This window comes from Metallibacterium sp. (assembly GCF_054637675.1).
This window is the reverse complement of record NZ_JBTSRB010000006.1, coordinates 88,368-105,900: the sequence shown is the minus strand read 5'-3', so window position 1 is coordinate 105,900 and position 17,533 is coordinate 88,368. Positions and strand designations below refer to the sequence as shown.

Sequence of the window (17,533 nt, the reverse complement as noted above, 5' to 3'; positions counted from 1 at the left end):
ATGCGAGAGCGGACAAGGCGGCCGGCGCGCAGCGCAGGGCGCGGCGTCGAGCGCCCGAGGCAGGAGCCGAGGGCCGCGTGACTTGCACAGCGTGGGATGCGCGACGCTAGTCACCCCGCGCAGCGGCGGGGCGCAGGCCGCCGCGGGACGGCTTTGGTTACTTTCCCCAAGAGGAAAGTAACCCGCGCGGCGACGGCCGGGCGGAACGATGGAATCTGGCCAATCCCTGGGAACGATCACGCATGCACAAACCACCACGCCATCGCCAAGGTGAGATCCTTCGCTGCGCTCAGGATGACGGCGCGCGGCCGACAACCAACCGCGCACCGCGCCCAATCAGTAGGCGTCGCCCTCCACGCTCAGCGCCTGTTCGAGCTGATCGCCGAGCATGCCCAGCTCGCGGATCAGGCGTTCGAGCTCTTCCAGCGAGAGAATGTCGTAGGGACGGTTCTCGCACAGGTGCAGGTAGGGCGAGCCTTCCAGGTCGCTGATGGCCAGGAAGCCGGCGCGCTGCTCCCAGTTGAAACGCAGGCAGCGCTCGGCATCCATGCCCACCACCGGACCGACGGGGGTGGAAACGCGCAGGTACTTGCGCCCGTTCTCGCCTTCCAGCTCGACCAGGTAAATGCCCTGGTGGCGCGCGCGGCGCAAGTCCAGATCGAAGCTGATCAGATACGGGTCGTTGGTACGCAGCGTGTATTGGCCGCCGATGTGCGAGCGGACGGACTCGAAGGTCAGCATGGCCGGTATCCGTTTGAACAATATCGTCATGGTAGCGTGATTGACATGAGCGCTGAATCCGGATCGCTGGCCGCACGCGCGGCCATCCTCGCCGCGATCCGCGGCGTGCCGACCGGGCGCGTCAGCAGCTATGGCGCGATCGCAGCGCGGGCCGGGCTGCGTGGGCGCGCGCGTCTGGTCGGGCGCGTGCTGCGCGAGGGCGCTACGCCCGCGTTGCCCTGGCATCGCGTGCTGCACAGCGATGGCCGTCTGGCAGCACCGCCGGGCACGACGCTGGCGCGCGAGCAGACGCGGCGCCTGGCCGCCGAGGGCGTGCCGGTGCGCAAGGGTCGCGTGGCGCCCGGGTATTTCGTCGATGGTGGCGATCTGGACGCGCTGCTCTGGCGCGGCTGAGTCGCCTCAGCGCTTCTTGCGTTGACTCAGCAGCACCGGCACCAGCGCCAGCACCGCCAGCGCGCTCAGCGGCAGTAGCACGTGCGGCTCCAGCATCATGCGCACGCCGATCGGCTCGCCACGCGCGATGGCTTCGCTCAGGCCCGCGCCCACCGCGCTCTCGAAGGCTTCCATCACCAGCCCGCCGGCGGCGGTGGCGGCCATGAACAGCCACAGCGGGCAGCGCAGCCAGGCCAGGCCCAGGGTCACGCCGCCAAACGGAAACACCGGCACCAGGCGCAGAAACAGCGTGTAGCTGGCGGGATGGTGCAGAAACCCCGCGCGAATTTTCTCTGCCAGCCGCGGCGCGGGCCGATCGCCCGCGTCCAGCGCATAACGCGCGGCCAGAAACAGCAGCAGTGAACCCAGCACCAGGCCCAGCGTGGACAGCACGGTGCCCTGGATCATGCCGAAGATCAGCCCGCCGGCGATGGTGATCAGCACCAGTCCGGGCACGCCGCTGGCCACCGCCAGCACCATGATGCCAAGGTAGCTCATGCGTGCCAGCCACGGCGACGCCGCGGCCAGATGGTGCAATTGCGCGTGATCGGCGGCGAGATGACGCGGATCGAAATGCCGCAGCGCGCCCGAGAAAAACAGCACGGCGCCAGTCGCGATCAGCAGCAGCAGGGGCAGCAGGGCGCGCAGGCGCTTCATCAACGGCTTCCGCATAAAAGCCGCGAGCATAGCGGCAAGCGCAGCGTCACGGCTGAGGTCTGACGCGCCACTCCCGGTTCCCTGCTACCGGCTACCGCGCCCTGCACGATCAAAAGCTGCCATCCACGCGCAGGCCGATCTCCAGCGCGTGCCCGGCGCGCGGCGCCAGCGCGGGATGCACGATGTATTGCACGTCCGGCTGCAGCGCGAGCTGGGCATCGATGCGCTTGCGCCAGGTCAGCTCGTACGCGGTTTCGGCGCGCGCGCCGCCGGGGTGTTGCAGGCGAAAGCTGGGGCTGAGCAGGGCGCGCGCCATGCCCAGGCTCACGTGTCCATGGTGGCGCGTGGTCCAGCGCAAACCCGCGCCGACATAACGACCGATCGCGCTTTGATACGGCTGGGTCTGGCCCCATTGCACGAAGCCACCGATGCGCCGCGCGCTGCCGGCGCCGAGCAGGACGATATCCGCCAGCGCATATACCCCGCGGTGCGCCTGTTGCGCGACACCGGCGCGATGCAAGGCCCACGCGCCCAGCGCCAGCTTGTAGCGGCCGTGTCGATCGAGGCCCAGTTCCAAGGCTTGCAAGCCGCCGTCGCCGCGACGCGGCAGATTCAAGCCCTGCGGAATGCCCGGATCGCGCGGCACGCCACTCCACAGCCCGGCCATCACGTAGAACGCATCCGGGTGCCAGCGCGCGCTGACGCCAGGCGCGGTCTGCGGCCAGATCGGCGTGCCGGCCTGCGAGCTGGTGGGCATTTGCCCGAACGATGAATTCAGCAGATCGCCGCCATCATCCGACACCAGACCGAACAGCTCGTCGTAACCCTGCCAACCCAGACGCAGCGCCCAATGCTCGCGCGCATCGCCCACTTGCCAGAACGCGCGATACAGCCGCCACGCATGGTGCGCGGCGAGGTTGTCCAGCACCTGGATATCGCCGGCATCGCGCGAGGGATTGCTGCCAAAGATGCGGATCAGATCGATATGCCAGTAGCTGTCCAGCCCGGATTGCAGGCGCTGGCGCCGGGTCAGGCGCAGGTCGATCAGCGCCGGCGCTTTCCAGCCGCGCGCGCGGCCGCCGCTGGCGGTATCCATCACGTCGAAGGCCCACAGCAGACGCACCCGCCAGGGCTGCGTCTTGTTGCTCGCCGTCAGCGGAATCGGCGCGCGCGGATTGCCGCCGACCGTGGCATCGGCGTGCGCCACTGGCAATAACAGGAGCGCGACCAGAATCGCGACCGCGCGCAGACAATAGTTGTGGCGCGCCGCGCGCATCTGCATCCGCCGCCTTCTTGGTTTGCGTGCCTCGGGAACCGTAGTTTATGAGCGCCACGATGCTGCCGATTGTGGTGAAGTCGGCTTGAACGCTGCGGACATGAAATCGTGCGCGATTCGTGAGCCGCGCCCTGGATGTGGCTCGGTGGGATGCTCGTGGAGCCGCGCGCAGACTTGCGTTCCGGCGCGGGTCGCGATGTTGCGCGCGGGTGCGGACTTGCCGCGCAAAAGGCCGCGTCGCAGACAACTTCAATCACAGGTCATGGATCGTGCGCGCGCTTGCCGGCCTCGCGATCCAGATGAAAGCGATGCAGCAGCCGATGCGCGAACGGCGCCAGCAGCACGCCGGCGAGGAATACCACCAGCAGTCCGCAGTACAGCGCATAGGTGCCGGCAAAGAGCTTGGCGCCCAGCGTCTCGGGCGTGGCCAGCGGACCCATGCCGGACAGGATCATCGCGGCGTTGACGTAGGCGTCGGCCCAGCCGAGGTGCGCGTAGTGGTGATAACCGAGCATGCCGATGCTCAAGGAGACGGCCACCACCAGCGCGGCGGCCAGCAGGTTGCGACCGACGCGGCGCAGGAACACGCGCCGCGGGGCCAGTGCATCGCTGCGCCGCTCCCACATCAGCGTGCCCCCGGCGATTCGGTTGCGGACATCAGAACAGCAGGCTGCTCATGCGTCGCCGCGCCTGCGCGACCAGCTCGGCGTCGTCGCTCAGCGCGAACGCGGCGACCAGGCGCCTCTTGGCCTGGCCATCGTTCCAGCCGCGCGCCTCGGCCAGCAGCGCCAGCCAGTCCTCCAGCGCGGCGGTTTCGGCGCCACCGAGCAGGCGCCGCACGGCGCGCAGATCGCGCGCGGCGTAATCTTTCGGATCGGCGGCGATGCGGCGCTCCAGCTCATCCAGCGCCGGCGCGCTGGCCAGCGCCCGGGCGAAATCCAGTTCGCCGCGCAGACGCCGTGCACGCGCATCGCTGGCGAGGTTGGCGGGCAGGCCGTCGAGCGTGGCGGCGGCGGCCTCGGCTTGGCCGACGCGCATCTGCGCCACGGCCAGATCAAGCTTGAGTTCGTCCTTGTCCGGCTGCGCGGCGACCGCGGTTTGCAACCGCGCCAACGCTTCGCCGGGCGCTTCCAGTGGTTGCATGGGTGCATCGAGTGCCGGTGCCTCGGCGGCGGCATCTTCTTGCGCCAGCGCCGGCTTGATGCCGTTACGATCGAGAAACTCGCGCACGCTGCCCTCGGGCATGGCGCCCATGAAGCCGTCCACGGGCTGGCCATCCTTGATCAGCACCACGGTGGGCAGCGAGCGGATGCCGAACATGCCGGCCAGCGCCATTTCCTGATCGCTGTCGATCCTGGCCAGACGGAACGCGCCGGCATACTCGCCCGCCAGTTTTTCCAGGATCGGCTTGAGCTGCTTGCATGGCGCGCACCAGCCGGCCCAGAAATCGATCAGCACGGGCTGTTGCATCGAGGCCTGCATCACCGCGCTGTCGAAGTTGGCCTGGGTGACATCGAGGGCGTGGGCGGTGGCGGTCATGGCGGGCTCCGGAACGAGATATCGCATGATTGGGGCGCGGCGCGCGCCTGACAAGAGCCGCGTTGAATCTCAGATTGCCGGCGCGACGGGTTGCGTCAGCAGCTCCTCGGCGCGGTGGCAGGCCACCTGGCCGCCGAGCAGGGTGCGCAGGGCCGGGCGCTCGGCGCCGCAGCGCTCGATGGCGAACGCGCAGCGCGTGCGGAACGTGCAGCCCGAAGGCGGATTGAACGGCGAGGGGATCTCGCCACGTACCGGCGCGGCACGCATGCGGCGCGCGGCGTCCGGATCGGGAATCGGCGCGGCCGCGAACAGCATGCGCGTATACGGGTGCAGGGGCCGCGCGAAGATCGCGTCGCGGCTGGCGATCTCCACCGCGCGCCCCAGATACAGCACCAGCACGCGCTGCGCGATGTGGCGCACGCTGGCCAGATCGTGGGCGATGAACACCAGGGTCAGCGCGCGCTCGGCCTTGAGTTCCTGCAGCAGGTTGATCACCTGCGATTTGATCGACACGTCGAGCGAACTCACCGGCTCGTCGCACACCAGCAGGCGCGGCTCCACCGCCAGCGCGCGCGCGATGCCGATGCGCTGCGCCTGACCGCCGGAGAACTCGTGCGCGTAGCGGTTGACCTGGCCGGGCAGCAGGCCGACGCGCGCCATCATCGCCAGCACGCGCTGACGGCGTTCGGCGCGCGGCAGGTCGGCACGCAGCGCGCGCAGCGGTTCGCCGATGATCTGGCCCACGGTCATGCGCGGATCGAGCGCGGCCAGCGGGTCCTGGAAGATGATTTGCAGCTCGCGGCGCAGCGGGCGCAGCGCGGCGGCATCCAGCGCCAGCAGATCGCGTCCGGCGTAGCGCAAATGGCCGCCGCTGGTCGGCACCAGGCGCAGCAGCGCGCGCGCCAGCGTGGATTTGCCGCAGCCGGATTCGCCGACGATGCCCAGCGTCTCGCGCTCGGCCACGTTGAAGCTGACGCCATCGACCGCGCGCAGCACGCGCTTGCGCTCGCGCCAGCCGCTGCCCGGCACGTGGAAATGCACGGACAGATCATCGACCTCGAGCAGTGGCGGCGCGAACGGCTCGTTCATGCCACGGCCTGCAGCTTGCCCAATGCTCCGACGTGATGACAGGCGCGCCAGTGATCGGGGCCGACATCCAGCAGCTCCGGTATTTGCGTGTCGCAGCGCGGCTCGCGGTACACGCAGCGCGGCGCGAACGGACAGCCGGCGGGCAGGTGCGCGAGGTCGGGCGGATTGCCGGCGATGGTGGCCAGCGCGCCGTGGCTGGTGACATCCGGGCGCGGCACCGAGCGCAGCAGGCCCTCGGTGTAGGGATGGCGATAGTTGGCGAACAGCGCATGCACGTCGGCCTGCTCCATCACACGGCCGCCGTACATCACGATCACGCGGTCGGCGATTTCTGCGATCACGCCCAGATCGTGGGTGATGAACACGATGGCGGTGTTGAAGCGCTGGCGCAGCTCGTCGAGCAGGGCCAGGATCTGACGCTGCACGGTCACGTCGAGAAACGTCGTGGGTTCGTCGCAGATCAGCACGTCCGGGCGCGTGAGCATGGCCATGGCGATCATCACGCGCTGGCGCATGCCGCCGGAAAATTCGTGCGGATGCATCGACAGGCGCCGCCGCGCATCGGTGATATGCACCATCTCCAGCGCCGCGATGGCCTCGCTCTCGGCCTCGCGGTGGCCCACGCCGCGGTGCTGTTGCAGTACCTCGGTGAGCTGCCGTCCGACGCTGAGGAACGGATTGAGCGCGGTCATCGGATCCTGGAAGATCATGCCCATGCGCGCGCCGCGCAGGTGATTGAGCGCGGCGTGCGAGAGGCCCAGCAACTCCTTGCCATCGAAGCACGCGCTGCCCTCGGCACGGCCGTTGCGCGCCAGCAGGCCCATCACGCCCAGCCAGGTCTGGCTTTTGCCGGAGCCGGATTCGCCGACGATGCCCAGCACCTCGCCGCGCCGCAGATCCAGACTGATGTCGTTGACCGCGCACACCGTGCCGCCGTCCACGGTGGCGAAGCGTACCGACAGGTCGCGCACTTCGAGCAGAGCCATCTCAGCGGTCCTTGGGTTGATCTGTTGGCAAAACCGGGCATCCTGCCGCGGTTTGCCGGCAAACGGTCGCGGCGGAGCCGCGCCACCTTTGTCGCGACATGCACATGCGTGCTCGTCGCGGCGGCACATCCTTGTGCCGGAGCGGCTTGTCAAGCCGCTCGGTTAGCGGTCCTTGGGGTCCAAGGCGTCGCGCAGACCGTCGCCGATGAAGTTGAAGCAGTACACGATCACCGCCAGGAAAATCGACGGGATGATCAGTTGATAGGGATACGACTGCAGCACGCCGGCGCCGTTGCTGACCAGCCCGCCCAGGGACGTCATCGGCGCCTGCACGCCGAGCCCGAGGAAGCTCAGGAAGGCCTCGAACAGGATGATCGAGGGAATCGTCAGGGTGATGTAGACGATGACGATGCCGATCAGGTTGGGCACGATGTGGCGGCGGATGATGCCGACGTTGCCCACGCCACCGGCGCGCGCGGCCTCGATGAATTCCTTTTGCTTCAGGCTCAGCGTCTGGCCGCGCACGATGCGCGCGATGTCCAGCCACGACACCGCGCCGATCGCCGCGAACATCAGCAGGATGTTGCGCCCGAACAGCACGATCAGAATGATCACGAAGGGGATGAACGGCACCGAGTACAGCACGTCCACGGTGCGCATCATCAGCCCGTCCAGCCAGCCGCCCGCATAGCCGGCGATGGCGCCCCAGGTGACGCCGATCAGCAGCGTGACCAAGGTCGCCACCACGCCGACCATCAGCGAGATGCGGCAGCCCCACAGCACGCGCACGAACAGATCGCGGCCGAGGCCGTCGGTGCCGAAGATGTGCCCGCCGGCCAGCGTCGGCGCCTGGTTGAGCAGATCCCAGTCCGGCGTGGCGTAGTTGTACGGCCACACCCAGGGCAGCACGATGCAGCCCACGGTGATCAGGCTCAGCACGATCAGGCTGAGCATCGCGGCACGGTTGCGGCGCAGGCGCGCCCAGGCGTCCTGCCACAGGCCGCGGCCGCGGGCGGTATCTTTTGCGGCCAGCGCCACGGCGCGCGCCGTGGCGGCGCGCCCGGGATACCAGTTGAACCACTCGCGGCGTGGCGCGCCGCTCATTGGAAGCGCACGCGCGGGTCGAGGATGCCGTACAGCACATCCGCGATCAGGTTGAACAGCACGATCAACAGTCCGTACAGCACGGTCACGCCCATCACCAGGGTGTAGTCGCGGTTCATGGCGCCATCGACGAAGAAGCGCCCGATGCCGGGCAGCGCGAAAATCTCTTCGATCACGATCGAGCCGGTGATGGTGTTGACCACCGCTGGACCGAGGAACGACACCATCGGCAGCATGGCCGGGCGCAGCGCGTGGCGCAGGATCACGGTGCGTTCGGGCAGACCCTTGGCGCGCGCGGTGCGGATGTAAGGGCTGTTGAGCACCTCGATCATGCTGCCGCGCATGACGCGCGCGGCGTAGGCGATCAGCGGCAGGCCCAGCGCCAACGCCGGCAGGATCAGCACCGTGGGATGCGTCGCCGACCAGCCGCCGGCTGGCAGCCAGTGCAGCCATACGGCGAACAGCAGGATCAGCACCGGTGCGGCCACGAAGGTGGGGATCGAGATGCCGATCATGGCCAGCGCCATCGGCATGTAGTCCCAGCGCGAGTTCTGCCGCAGCGCAGCCACGATACCCAGGGGAATGCCCAGCAGCAGCGCACCCAGCAGCGCCGGGATGCCGATCGCCAAGTCCACCGGGAAGCCCTGCGCGATCATGCTGTTGACGCTGGTGCCGCGGTACACGAACGAGGGACCGAAATCACCGCGCAGGATGCTGCCCAGATAATCGAGGTACTGCTGCCACAGCGGCAGGTTGAGGTGGTACATGCGCTCCAGATTGAGCTTGACCTGCGGCGGCACCGCGCGCTGCATGTCGAATGGCCCGCCCGGCGCCGCGCGCAGCAGGAAGAACGACAGCGTGATGATCACCAGCATGGTCGGGATCGCGCCCAGCAGGCGTTTCAGCGTGTAGCGGATCAACGCGGCCATCAGTGCTCCGTGTGCCGCAGGATGGCGATGTAACGCGCCGGATGCAGGTCCATCAGGTTGGGATACCAGCCGCGCACCCAGGGTTTGACCAAGCTGTCGGCGGTGTAGAAATACAGCGGGATGTAGGGCATCCGCTCACCGAGTGCGCGCTCGGCCTGCTCGAACAGCGCCATGCGCGCCGGCCCGGCCGCGCTGTGCTGGGCTTGCACGAGCGGTTGCTCGTAGGCCGGGTTGTCGAAATCGCCGTAGTTCATGGCATAGCCGGTCTGGAACTGCCGCATGAAGGTGTTGGGGTCGAGGTAGTTGCCGATCCATGCGCTCCAATACAGCTTGGCGTTTTTGTACTGGATGTCCTGCAGCATCACCTTCCATTGCTCGCTCCACAGCCCGATGTCGGCACCCAGGTTCTGCTTCCACATCAGGTTCAGCGCTTCCATCATGTGCCGCTCGGCACTGCCCTCGATGGGGTACAGCAACCGCACGCGCAGCTCGTGGCCGGGACCATAGCCGGCAGCGGCGTACAGCCGGCGCGCCTCGGCGATGCGTTGCGCGCGCGGCCAGTGCGCCCAGGCCGGCACCTGCTGCGTGTAGCCCGCGAGCGGTGGCATCAGCGAGTACGCGGGAATCCACAGGCCGCGTCCCAGCTTGTCGTCGAGTACATGGCGCTCGACCGCCATCGACAGCGCCAGACGCAGGTCGCGATTGTCGAATGGCGGCTGGTGCACCAGCATGCCCAGATAGGCCGTGCCGAAGTAGGGCGCGATCACCACCTGCGCGCCCAGCTCCTTGCGCAGCATGGCCAGATCGCTGGCCGGAAACGCCGTGGGCGAGGCCGCATAGTCGATGTCGCCGGCGAGGTAACGATCCAGCGCGGCGGCGGTGTTGTGGATCGGATATATCACTTCCTCGCGCAGGTGCACCGCCCTGGCGTCCCAGTACCAGGGATTCTTCAGCAGCGTCAGCCGCCCGTTGATCACCTCGTTGGCCAGATAGAACGGGCCATCGCTGATCAGGTGCGGTGGCGTGGTCCAGGCATAGCCCCACTTCTGTATCGTCGGTGGATACAGCGGATCGAAGTAGTTGTTGGTCAGCGCGTCCAGCAGGTAGGGCGCCGGTTCGCGCAGATCCACCACCAGCGTCCACGGCCCCTCTGCGTGCACGCCCAGCGCCGAGGGTGGCAGCTTGCCGCCCACGATCGCGGGAGCATTGACGATCATGTTCAGTGATTCGGCGTACTGCGCGGCGGTGGCCGGATCGACCACGCGCCGCCAGGCATAGACGAAATCCTGCGCGGTCACCGGCGCGCCGTTGCTCCAGCGCGCGTCATGGCGCAGGTGAAACACGTAGCGCAGCCCGTTCTTGCTCACCGTCCACGAGCTGGCCACGCCCGGCACGACCACGGCGCGCGCGTTCAGCGTGGTCAGGCCCTCGAACAGGTTGATCAGCACCTCGTAGGAAGGCTCGTCGGTGGACAGTGAGGGGTCCAGCGAGCGCGGCGCGCCGGAGACGCTGCAGCGAAACACCTGCTGCGCCAGCGGTGCGAGCTGGCTGCCAACGCTGTAGCTATGCGCCGTGACCGCGGGCTGGCGCGTGCAGCCCGTCAGCAGCATCAGCGCCAACAGCAGCAGACCAGTCGTGCTCCAGCCATGGCGCCGAGCGATCCGCTTGAACAAGGGCATGAAGATCTGCGCGCAGGACCGCATGGCGGCGACGAGGCTCTGATCAGCGCTGTCGCCGCGAGTTCCCCAAAGTGGCATTCGGCGACGCTCACAGTCAGCGCGAAGTCGCGTGAGGCGATTGCAATGAGCCGCGGTCGCGCCTCGATCTCAACCGTGGCGCAGCTTCAGGATCAGGATCGTGCCGGCCAGTGGGAGCGTGATCGCGTTGGAGACGATGATCGGCCACGCACCCAGCGCCAGCCCGTAGCCCAGCCAGAACGCGACGCCCACGGTAAAAACCAGATACATGCCCAGCGACAGCGCGCGCGTGTCGCGCGTGCGCCATGTGCGCCATGCCTGTGGAATGAAGGCAACGGTGGTCAGCGTGGCGGCGATATAGCCCAGCCAGTCGCCGGGCGGGATGCTTGTTGTCATGCGCGGATCATGTCACGGCGGTCAGCGTGCAGCTCGGCTGTACGTTCAATGCCGTTGCGCGCAAGCGATCGTCCTTCGGCACTGGCGTTGTTCATGGCACCGACATCGCGATGCCGGCATGGCCGCGCTTGCGCAGTCTTGGCGCTCTCGCGGGCGCTGGGATACCCTGCCGGGTCGAATGATCCGGTCGGGCCATGAGCATGCAGGACACCTACGAGCCGCAAACCATCGAAGCCGCCGCGCAGCAGTTCTGGAATGCGCGCGGCGCCTACACGGTCAAGGAAGACGCTGACCGGCCCAAGTTCTACTGCCTGTCGATGCTGCCGTATCCATCCGGCGCGCTGCACATGGGCCACGTGCGCAACTACACCATCGGCGACGTGATCAGCCGCTACCAGCGCATGACCGGACACAACGTGCTGCAGCCGATGGGCTGGGACGCCTTCGGCCTGCCCGCCGAGAACGCCGCGATCAAGAACAACACCGCGCCGGCGCAATGGACTTACGCCAACATCGAGCATATGCGCGAGCAGTTCAAGGCGCTGGGCTATGCCATCGACTGGTCGCGCGAGTTCGCCACCTGTCGCCCCGAGTATTACGTGCACGAGCAGCGCCTGTTCACGCGCCTGTTCAAGCAGGGCCTGGTGTACCGCAAGAACAGCGTGGTCAACTGGGATCCGGTGGATCAGACCGTGCTGGCCAACGAGCAGGTGGTCGACGGCCGCGGCTGGCGCTCCGGCGCGCTGGTGGAAAAGCGCGAGATCCCGCAGTGGTTTCTGAAGATCACCGCGTACGCCGACGAACTGCTGCGCGAGCTGGATCGACTGCCCGGCTGGCCGGAGTCGGTCAAGACCATGCAGCGCAACTGGATCGGGCGCAGCGAGGGCCTCGAGATCGACTTCGTCGTTGCCTCTCCTCTCCCATCGGGAGAGGGTGGCGCGCGCGACGCGACGGGTGAGGCGCACGACACGGTGACGGTGTTCACCACGCGCCCCGACACCTTGTTCGGGGTCAGCTTCATCAGCATCGCCGCCGAACATCCGCTGGCGCTCAAGGCCGCGCGCTCCAATCCGGCGCTGGCCGCGTTTCTGGCAGAACTCAAGCACGGTGGCGTGTCCGAAGCCGAACTGGAGACCCAGGAAAAGCGCGGCATGGATACCGGTCTGCAGGCCATCCATCCGCTCAGCGGCGAGAAGATCTCGGTGTGGGTGGCCAACTTCGTGCTGATGAATTACGGCACCGGCGCGGTGATGGGCGTCCCCGGCCACGACCAGCGCGACTGGGAATTCGCCAGCAAGTACGACCTGCTGATCCCGATGGTCATCGTCAGTCCCGCGGTGCGCGAGGCGATCCGCGATCTCGGCCAGGATGCCGCGCGCAACGCCGACCCGATGAGCGCCGCGCTGGGCGAAAGGCGCCCGCTGGATGTGCTCGAAGCGGCGGGTGAGCTGGATCTGGTGGATGAATTTCAGCGTGGCATCGTGGTCGATGGCGCTTACACCGGCTACGGCTACCTGGTGAACTCGGGCGAGTTCGACGGGCTCGATTTCAAGCAGGCTTTCGCGGCCATCGCGCGCAAGCTGGAAGCGCAGGGCAAGGCGCAGCGCAAGATCAACTGGCGCCTGCGCGACTGGGGCGTCAGTCGTCAGCGCTACTGGGGTTGTCCGATACCGATCATCTACTGCGCCCAGTGTGGTGCCGTGCCGGTGCCCGAGGAGCAACTGCCGGTGCGCCTGCCCGAGGACGTGGCGGATGCGTTTTCCAAGGTCGGCAGCGTGCAATCGCCGATCAAGGCCGACCCCGAGTGGCGCAAGTGCACTTGCCCGCAGTGTGGCGGTCCGGCCGAGCGCGAGACCGATACCTTCGACACATTCATGGAATCGAGCTGGTACTACGCGCGCTACACCTCGCCCGGTGCCGCCGAGATGGTGGATGCGCGCGCCGACTACTGGCTGCCGGTGGACCAGTACATCGGCGGCATCGAGCACGCCATCCTGCATCTGCTGTACTTCCGCTTTTTCCACAAGCTGCTGCGCGACGCCGGCATGGTGCATTCCGACGAGCCGGCCACGCGTCTGCTCACCCAGGGCATGGTGGTGGCAGAAACCTTCTTTCGCGCCGAGGTCGACGGCGGCAGGATCTGGGTCAACCCCACCGAGGTCGAGGTGCAGCGCGACGAGCGCGGACGCATCACCGGCGCGGTGGCGCGCGAGGATCATCGCCCAGTCGAGATCGGCGCCATCGAGAAAATGTCCAAGTCGAAGAACAACGGTGTCGATCCGCGCACCATGATCGCGCGTTACGGCGCCGACACCGTGCGCCTGTTCTCGATGTTCGCCGCGCCGCCGGAACAATCGCTGGAATGGAACGAGGCCGGCGTCGAGGGCATGTCGCGCTTTCTGCGCCGCTTCTGGCGCGAGGTCGCCACGCACGCCGCGCGGCCCGATCATCCCGAGGTCAAGGTCGCTGCGCTGACGCCGGAGCAAAGAGAACTGCGCCGTGCCCTGCACGAAACCATCGCCAAGGTCGGCGACGACTACGGCCGCCGCCTCAGCTTCAACACCGCCATCGCCGCGCTGATGGAGCTGCTCAACAGCGTGCAGAAGTTCGACGATGCGAGCGATCAGGGCCGCGCGCTGCGCCATGAGGTGCTGCAGACCATGGTGCTGCTGCTCAACCCGGTCACCCCGCACATCTGCCACGCGCTGTGGCAGGTGCTGGGCAACGCCGAGTGCGTGCTGGAGGACATCGCGTTTCCGCGGGCTGACCCCGCCGCGCGCGCGCGTGAGCGCGTGACATTGGCGGTGCAGGTCAACGGCAAGCTGCGCGGCACCATCGAGGTCGCCGCCGACGCCGCACGCGAGACCATCGAAGCCGCCGCGCAGGCCGAACCCAATGTCGCACTGTTCCTCAAGGACCAGCGCGTGCGCAAGCTCATCGTGGTGCCCGGCAAGATCGTCAATATCGTGGTGGGTTGAGCCGGTTGCCGGCGCGGCATTGGCTGGCCCGGCTTGCGACTGCTCAGGAACGCGCTGCGCGCTGCGCAACCTGCATCAGCCCAGTGATGCCTCGTTGACTGCGGCCGGAGTCGAGAAAACTTTCGCTACTTCCGGCTGCAGCAAAACCAGATTGGTGCCCTGCGCGTGCTGCTTCAAGTATTTGCCACGCACGCCTGGTCCCAGATCCTTGCGCTGGTATTCAGCGCGCAGCGTATCCAGTGGCGGTGCCTTACTCGTCTTGCCAGATTTTGCGCTTATGTGCGGTGGCCTCTCGGGCGTTGATGATGTGAATACCGTGTGCGTGCTCGATGTGAGGCACGACAAATATGCGCTGGCTGATGGACATGCCAAAAGTCAGAAACCGCAACTCGCCGATGGAGTGATCCGGGTCCGGAAACGTGCAAGCCAACGGATCGCCGAACACAAACCCGGCTTCCTCGAACGTGACGCCGTGCTTCTTGAGATTGCGCGCGGCTTTGGCTGCATCCCAGTCATAGTTCATGCAATGCAGTATAGGCCGCCAGGTGCGTGCTTGATTCCCGCGCGCGCAACCGCATCTAGTCCCGAGTGGCGGCACTGCCGTCTTGGCTTTGCGGGGCTTTCCAATGCGCATGGACAAACTCACTTCGCGCTTCCAGCAGGCGCTGGCGGATGCGCAGTCGCTGGCGCTGGGGCGCGACAACAACATCATCGAACCGGCGCATCTGATGGCGGCGCTGCTGGCGCAGCAGGGTGGCGGCACGGCGCCGCTGCTGACCCAGGCCGGGGTCAACGTGCCGGTGTTGCGGCAACGTGTCAACGAGGCACTGGAGCGCCTGCCCAGGGTCAGTGGGCAGGAGGGCAACGTCAATGCCAGCAATGATCTCAGCCGCCTGCTGAACATCACCGACAAGCTCGCGCAGCAGCGCGGCGACCAGTTCATCGCCAGCGAGCTGTTCGTGCTGGCGGCGCTGGAGGATCGCGGCGAGCTGGGCCAGGCACTGAAGGCGGCCGGCGCCGGCAAGGCGGCGCTGGAGGCGGCCATCGAGAAAATGCGCGGCGGCGAGAAAGTGCAGGCGGAGAACGCCGAGGACCAGCGTCAGGCGCTGAACAAGTACACCGTGGATCTCACCGCGCGCGCCGAGAGCGGCAAGCTCGATCCGGTGATCGGCCGCGATGAGGAAATCCGTCGCGTGATCCAGGTGTTGCAGCGGCGCACCAAGAACAACCCGGTGCTGATCGGCGAGCCCGGCGTGGGCAAGACCGCGCTGGTCGAGGGGCTGGCGCAGCGCATCGTCAATGGCGAGGTGCCCGAGGGTCTGCGCGGCAAGCGCGTGCTGGCGCTGGACATGGGCTCGTTGCTGGCCGGCGCCAAGTTTCGCGGCGAGTTCGAGGAGCGTCTCAAGGCGGTGCTCAACGAGCTGTCGAAAGAAGAAGGCCGCGTGATCCTGTTCATCGACGAGATCCACACCGTGGTCGGCGCCGGCAAGGCCGAGGGCGCCATGGACGCCGGCAACATGCTCAAACCGGCGCTGGCGCGCGGTGAGCTGCACGCCATCGGCGCGACCACGCTGGATGAATACCGCAAGTACATCGAGAAGGACGCCGCGCTGGAACGCCGCTTCCAGAAAGTGTTCGTGGGCGAGCCCACGGTCGAGGACACCATCGCCATCCTGCGTGGCCTCAAGGAGCGCTACGCGGTGCATCACGGCGTGGAGATCACCGATCCGGCCATCGTCGCCGCGGTCACGCTGTCCAACCGCTACATCGCCGATCGCCAATTGCCGGACAAGGCCATCGATTTGATGGACGAGGCCGCCAGCCGCCTGCGCATGGAGATCGACTCCAAGCCCGAGGAACTCGATCGCCTGGAACGGCGCCTGATCCAGCTCAAGATCCAGCGCGAGGCGCTGAAGAAGGAAAAGGACGCCGAATCGAGGAAGCGTCTGGCCGATCTGCAAACCGACATCGCCAGACTCGATCGCGAATTCGACGACCTCAACGAGGTGTGGAAGGCCGAGAAGGCCACGCTGCAGGGCGCCACCAGGATCAAGGAGCAGCTCGAACAGGCCCGTCTTGAACTGGAAGCCGCGCAGCGGCACCAGGATTACGCGCGCATGAGCGAGATCCAGTATGGGCGCATCCCCGAGCTGGAGCGGCAATTGTCCGCCGCGCAGGAAGTCGAGCATCAGGGCCTGACGCTGCTGCGCGACAAGGTCACCGCCGAGGAAATCGCCGAGGTGGTCAGCCGTTGGACCGGCATCCCGGTGAGCAAGATGCTGGAAGGCGAGCGCGAGAAACTGCTGAAAATGGAGGACGCGCTGCACCAGCGCGTGGTCGGTCAGGACGAGGCCGTGCGCGTGGTCAGCGACGCCATCCGGCGTTCGCGCGCGGGGCTGTCCGATCCCAATCGGCCCAATGGCTCGTTCCTGTTCCTCGGCCCCACCGGCGTGGGCAAGACCGAGCTGTGCAAGGCGTTGGCCGGCTTCCTGTTCGATACCGAGGAAGCCATGGTGCGCATCGACATGAGCGAATTCATGGAGAAGCATTCGGTGGCGCGGCTGATCGGCGCGCCACCCGGCTACGTGGGCTACGAGGAAGGCGGTTATCTGACCGAGGCCGTGCGCCGCCGACCCTACAGCGTGCTGCTGCTGGATGAGGTCGAGAAGGCGCACCCGGATGTGTTCAACGTGTTGCTGCAGGTGCTGGACGATGGCCGCCTGACCGATGGCCAGGGCCGCACCGTGGATTTCCGCAACACGGTCATCGTGATGACCTCCAACCTCGGCTCGCAACTGATCCAGGAGATCGCCGGCCGCGGTGCTGATCGCGAAGCCGCGTACACCGAGATGAAGGCCGCGGTGATGGCTGTGGTGCAGGCGCACTTCCGCCCCGAGTTCATCAACCGCCTCGACGAGATCGTGGTGTTCCGGCCGCTGGAGAAGGATCAGATCCGCGCCATCGCGCGCATCCAGATCACCCATCTGGAAAAGCGTCTGGCCGAGCGTCAGTTGTCGCTGCGCATCAGCGACAAGGCGTTGGATCTGCTGGCCAACGTCGGCTTCGACCCGGTGTTCGGCGCGCGCCCGCTCAAGCGCGCGGTGCAGCAGCAACTGGAAAATCCGCTGGCGCGCGCCATCCTGCAAGGCCAGTTCCAGCCCGGCGACACGATCGTGGTGGATGCCGGCGGCGGTGAGATCGGCTTCAAGCGCGAGGCCGGCGCGGCGGCCTGAGCCGCGCGGGAAAAAGCGGCCGGGTCGCCCCGGCCGCCTAGTTCAATCCTTGCGCGCTGCGGAAATGCGTGCTCTGGGCTTGATCCGGCCGCGCAAGCCCCAATGCTTGTGGCTGGTAAAACACTTGCTGGCTTCCCCATGCCGATCTACGCCTACAAATGCAATGCCTGCGGTCACGCCTTCGACCGCTTGCAGAAACTTTCCGATCCTGCGCCCGCGGCCTGCCCGACCTGTGGCGCCGCCCGGGTGCAGCGGCAAGTCACCGCACCGGCGTTTCGCCTGGCTGGCGGCGGCTGGTACGAAACCGACTTCAAGAAAGACGGCCAGCGCAACGTCGTGCGCAAGGACGAAGCCCCGGTCGCCGCGAGTGCCGACAAACCCGCCGCCGAGGCCAAACCCGCGGTCGAGGCCAAGCCCGCCAGCGCCAGCGCGCACAGCTGCGGCAGCGGATGCGGTTGCGGCTGAGCATGCATCGC

The 17,533-nt window shown here is 67.3% G+C and carries 16 protein-coding genes; 4 read left to right on the top strand and 12 right to left on the bottom strand.

Annotated features, from left to right (window positions below; genetic code table 11):
• Nucleotides 1-336: 336 nt before the first annotated feature.
• The gene (locus ACYDAT_RS03860) at nt 337-741 is read right to left on the bottom strand and encodes a hypothetical protein (RefSeq protein ID WP_461440065.1); all 405 of its coding nucleotides are present in this window, start codon (nt 739-741) and stop codon (nt 337-339) included.
• A 45-nt stretch (nt 742-786) separates the two neighbouring features.
• On the opposite strand from ACYDAT_RS03860, the gene ACYDAT_RS03855 reads away from it, so the two are divergent.
• Nucleotides 787-1,134, top strand: coding sequence for an MGMT family protein (locus ACYDAT_RS03855; RefSeq protein WP_461440066.1), 348 nt, complete (start codon nt 787-789; stop codon nt 1,132-1,134).
• A 6-nt stretch (nt 1,135-1,140) separates the two neighbouring features.
• On the opposite strand, the gene ACYDAT_RS03850 is transcribed toward ACYDAT_RS03855, so the two are convergent.
• From ACYDAT_RS03850 to ACYDAT_RS03805, 10 genes are all read right to left on the bottom strand, one after another.
• Nucleotides 1,141-1,830 carry a TVP38/TMEM64 family protein gene (locus ACYDAT_RS03850; protein WP_461440067.1) on the bottom strand — a complete coding sequence of 230 codons (690 nt, stop codon included), beginning with the start codon at nt 1,828-1,830 and terminating at the stop codon, nt 1,141-1,143.
• A gap of 109 nt (nt 1,831-1,939) precedes the next feature.
• The gene (locus ACYDAT_RS03845) at nt 1,940-3,112 is read right to left on the bottom strand and encodes a carbohydrate porin (protein WP_461448506.1); all 1,173 of its coding nucleotides are present in this window, start codon (nt 3,110-3,112) and stop codon (nt 1,940-1,942) included.
• A 254-nt stretch (nt 3,113-3,366) separates the two neighbouring features.
• The gene (locus ACYDAT_RS03840) at nt 3,367-3,732 is read right to left on the bottom strand and encodes a hypothetical protein (RefSeq protein ID WP_461448505.1); all 366 of its coding nucleotides are present in this window, start codon (nt 3,730-3,732) and stop codon (nt 3,367-3,369) included.
• Between the two features lie 31 nt (nt 3,733-3,763).
• Nucleotides 3,764-4,645, bottom strand: coding sequence for a tetratricopeptide repeat protein (locus ACYDAT_RS03835; RefSeq protein WP_461440070.1), 882 nt, complete (start codon nt 4,643-4,645; stop codon nt 3,764-3,766).
• 69 nt (nt 4,646-4,714) lie between these two features.
• Entirely contained in the window at nt 4,715-5,734 is a 1,020-nt protein-coding gene (locus ACYDAT_RS03830) for an ABC transporter ATP-binding protein (protein WP_461440071.1), read from the bottom strand.
• Nucleotides 5,731-6,720 carry an ABC transporter ATP-binding protein gene (locus ACYDAT_RS03825; RefSeq protein ID WP_461448504.1) on the bottom strand — a complete coding sequence of 330 codons (990 nt, stop codon included), beginning with the start codon at nt 6,718-6,720 and terminating at the stop codon, nt 5,731-5,733. The genes ACYDAT_RS03830 and ACYDAT_RS03825 overlap by 4 nt, the downstream gene beginning before the upstream one ends.
• A gap of 162 nt (nt 6,721-6,882) precedes the next feature.
• The gene (locus ACYDAT_RS03820) at nt 6,883-7,824 is read right to left on the bottom strand and encodes an ABC transporter permease subunit (protein WP_461448503.1); all 942 of its coding nucleotides are present in this window, start codon (nt 7,822-7,824) and stop codon (nt 6,883-6,885) included.
• Nucleotides 7,821-8,753 carry an oligopeptide ABC transporter permease OppB gene (gene oppB, locus ACYDAT_RS03815; protein WP_461448502.1) on the bottom strand — a complete coding sequence of 311 codons (933 nt, stop codon included), beginning with the start codon at nt 8,751-8,753 and terminating at the stop codon, nt 7,821-7,823. The genes ACYDAT_RS03820 and oppB overlap by 4 nt, the downstream gene beginning before the upstream one ends.
• Nucleotides 8,753-10,432: a peptide ABC transporter substrate-binding protein gene (locus ACYDAT_RS03810; protein WP_461448501.1), complete on the bottom strand. Its 1,680-nt coding sequence runs from the start codon at nt 10,430-10,432 to the stop codon at nt 8,753-8,755. Before ACYDAT_RS03810 ends, oppB begins: the two co-directional genes overlap by 1 nt.
• A gap of 147 nt (nt 10,433-10,579) precedes the next feature.
• A complete protein-coding gene (locus ACYDAT_RS03805; RefSeq protein WP_461440574.1) occupies nt 10,580-10,846 on the bottom strand; it encodes a SemiSWEET transporter in 267 nt (88 codons plus the stop codon).
• Nucleotides 10,847-11,040: 194 nt separating this feature from the next.
• Here ACYDAT_RS03805 and leuS point away from each other — a divergent pair, with 194 nt between their 5' ends.
• Nucleotides 11,041-13,824 (top strand): leucine--tRNA ligase, encoded by a 2,784-nt coding sequence (gene leuS, locus ACYDAT_RS03800; RefSeq protein ID WP_461448500.1) that lies wholly within the window; start codon nt 11,041-11,043, stop codon nt 13,822-13,824.
• Between the two features lie 250 nt (nt 13,825-14,074).
• Here the strand turns inward: leuS and ACYDAT_RS03795 are convergent, their stop codons facing one another.
• Nucleotides 14,075-14,347 (bottom strand): BrnT family toxin, encoded by a 273-nt coding sequence (locus ACYDAT_RS03795; protein WP_461448499.1) that lies wholly within the window; start codon nt 14,345-14,347, stop codon nt 14,075-14,077.
• 103 nt (nt 14,348-14,450) lie between these two features.
• Between ACYDAT_RS03795 and clpB the strand changes: the two genes are divergently transcribed.
• Entirely contained in the window at nt 14,451-17,057 is a 2,607-nt protein-coding gene (clpB, locus tag ACYDAT_RS03790) for an ATP-dependent chaperone ClpB (RefSeq protein ID WP_461448498.1), read from the top strand.
• 138 nt (nt 17,058-17,195) lie between these two features.
• Nucleotides 17,196-17,522: an FmdB family zinc ribbon protein gene (locus ACYDAT_RS03785; RefSeq protein WP_461448497.1), complete on the top strand. Its 327-nt coding sequence runs from the start codon at nt 17,196-17,198 to the stop codon at nt 17,520-17,522.
• The last annotated feature ends 11 nt before the right edge of the window (nt 17,523-17,533 follow it).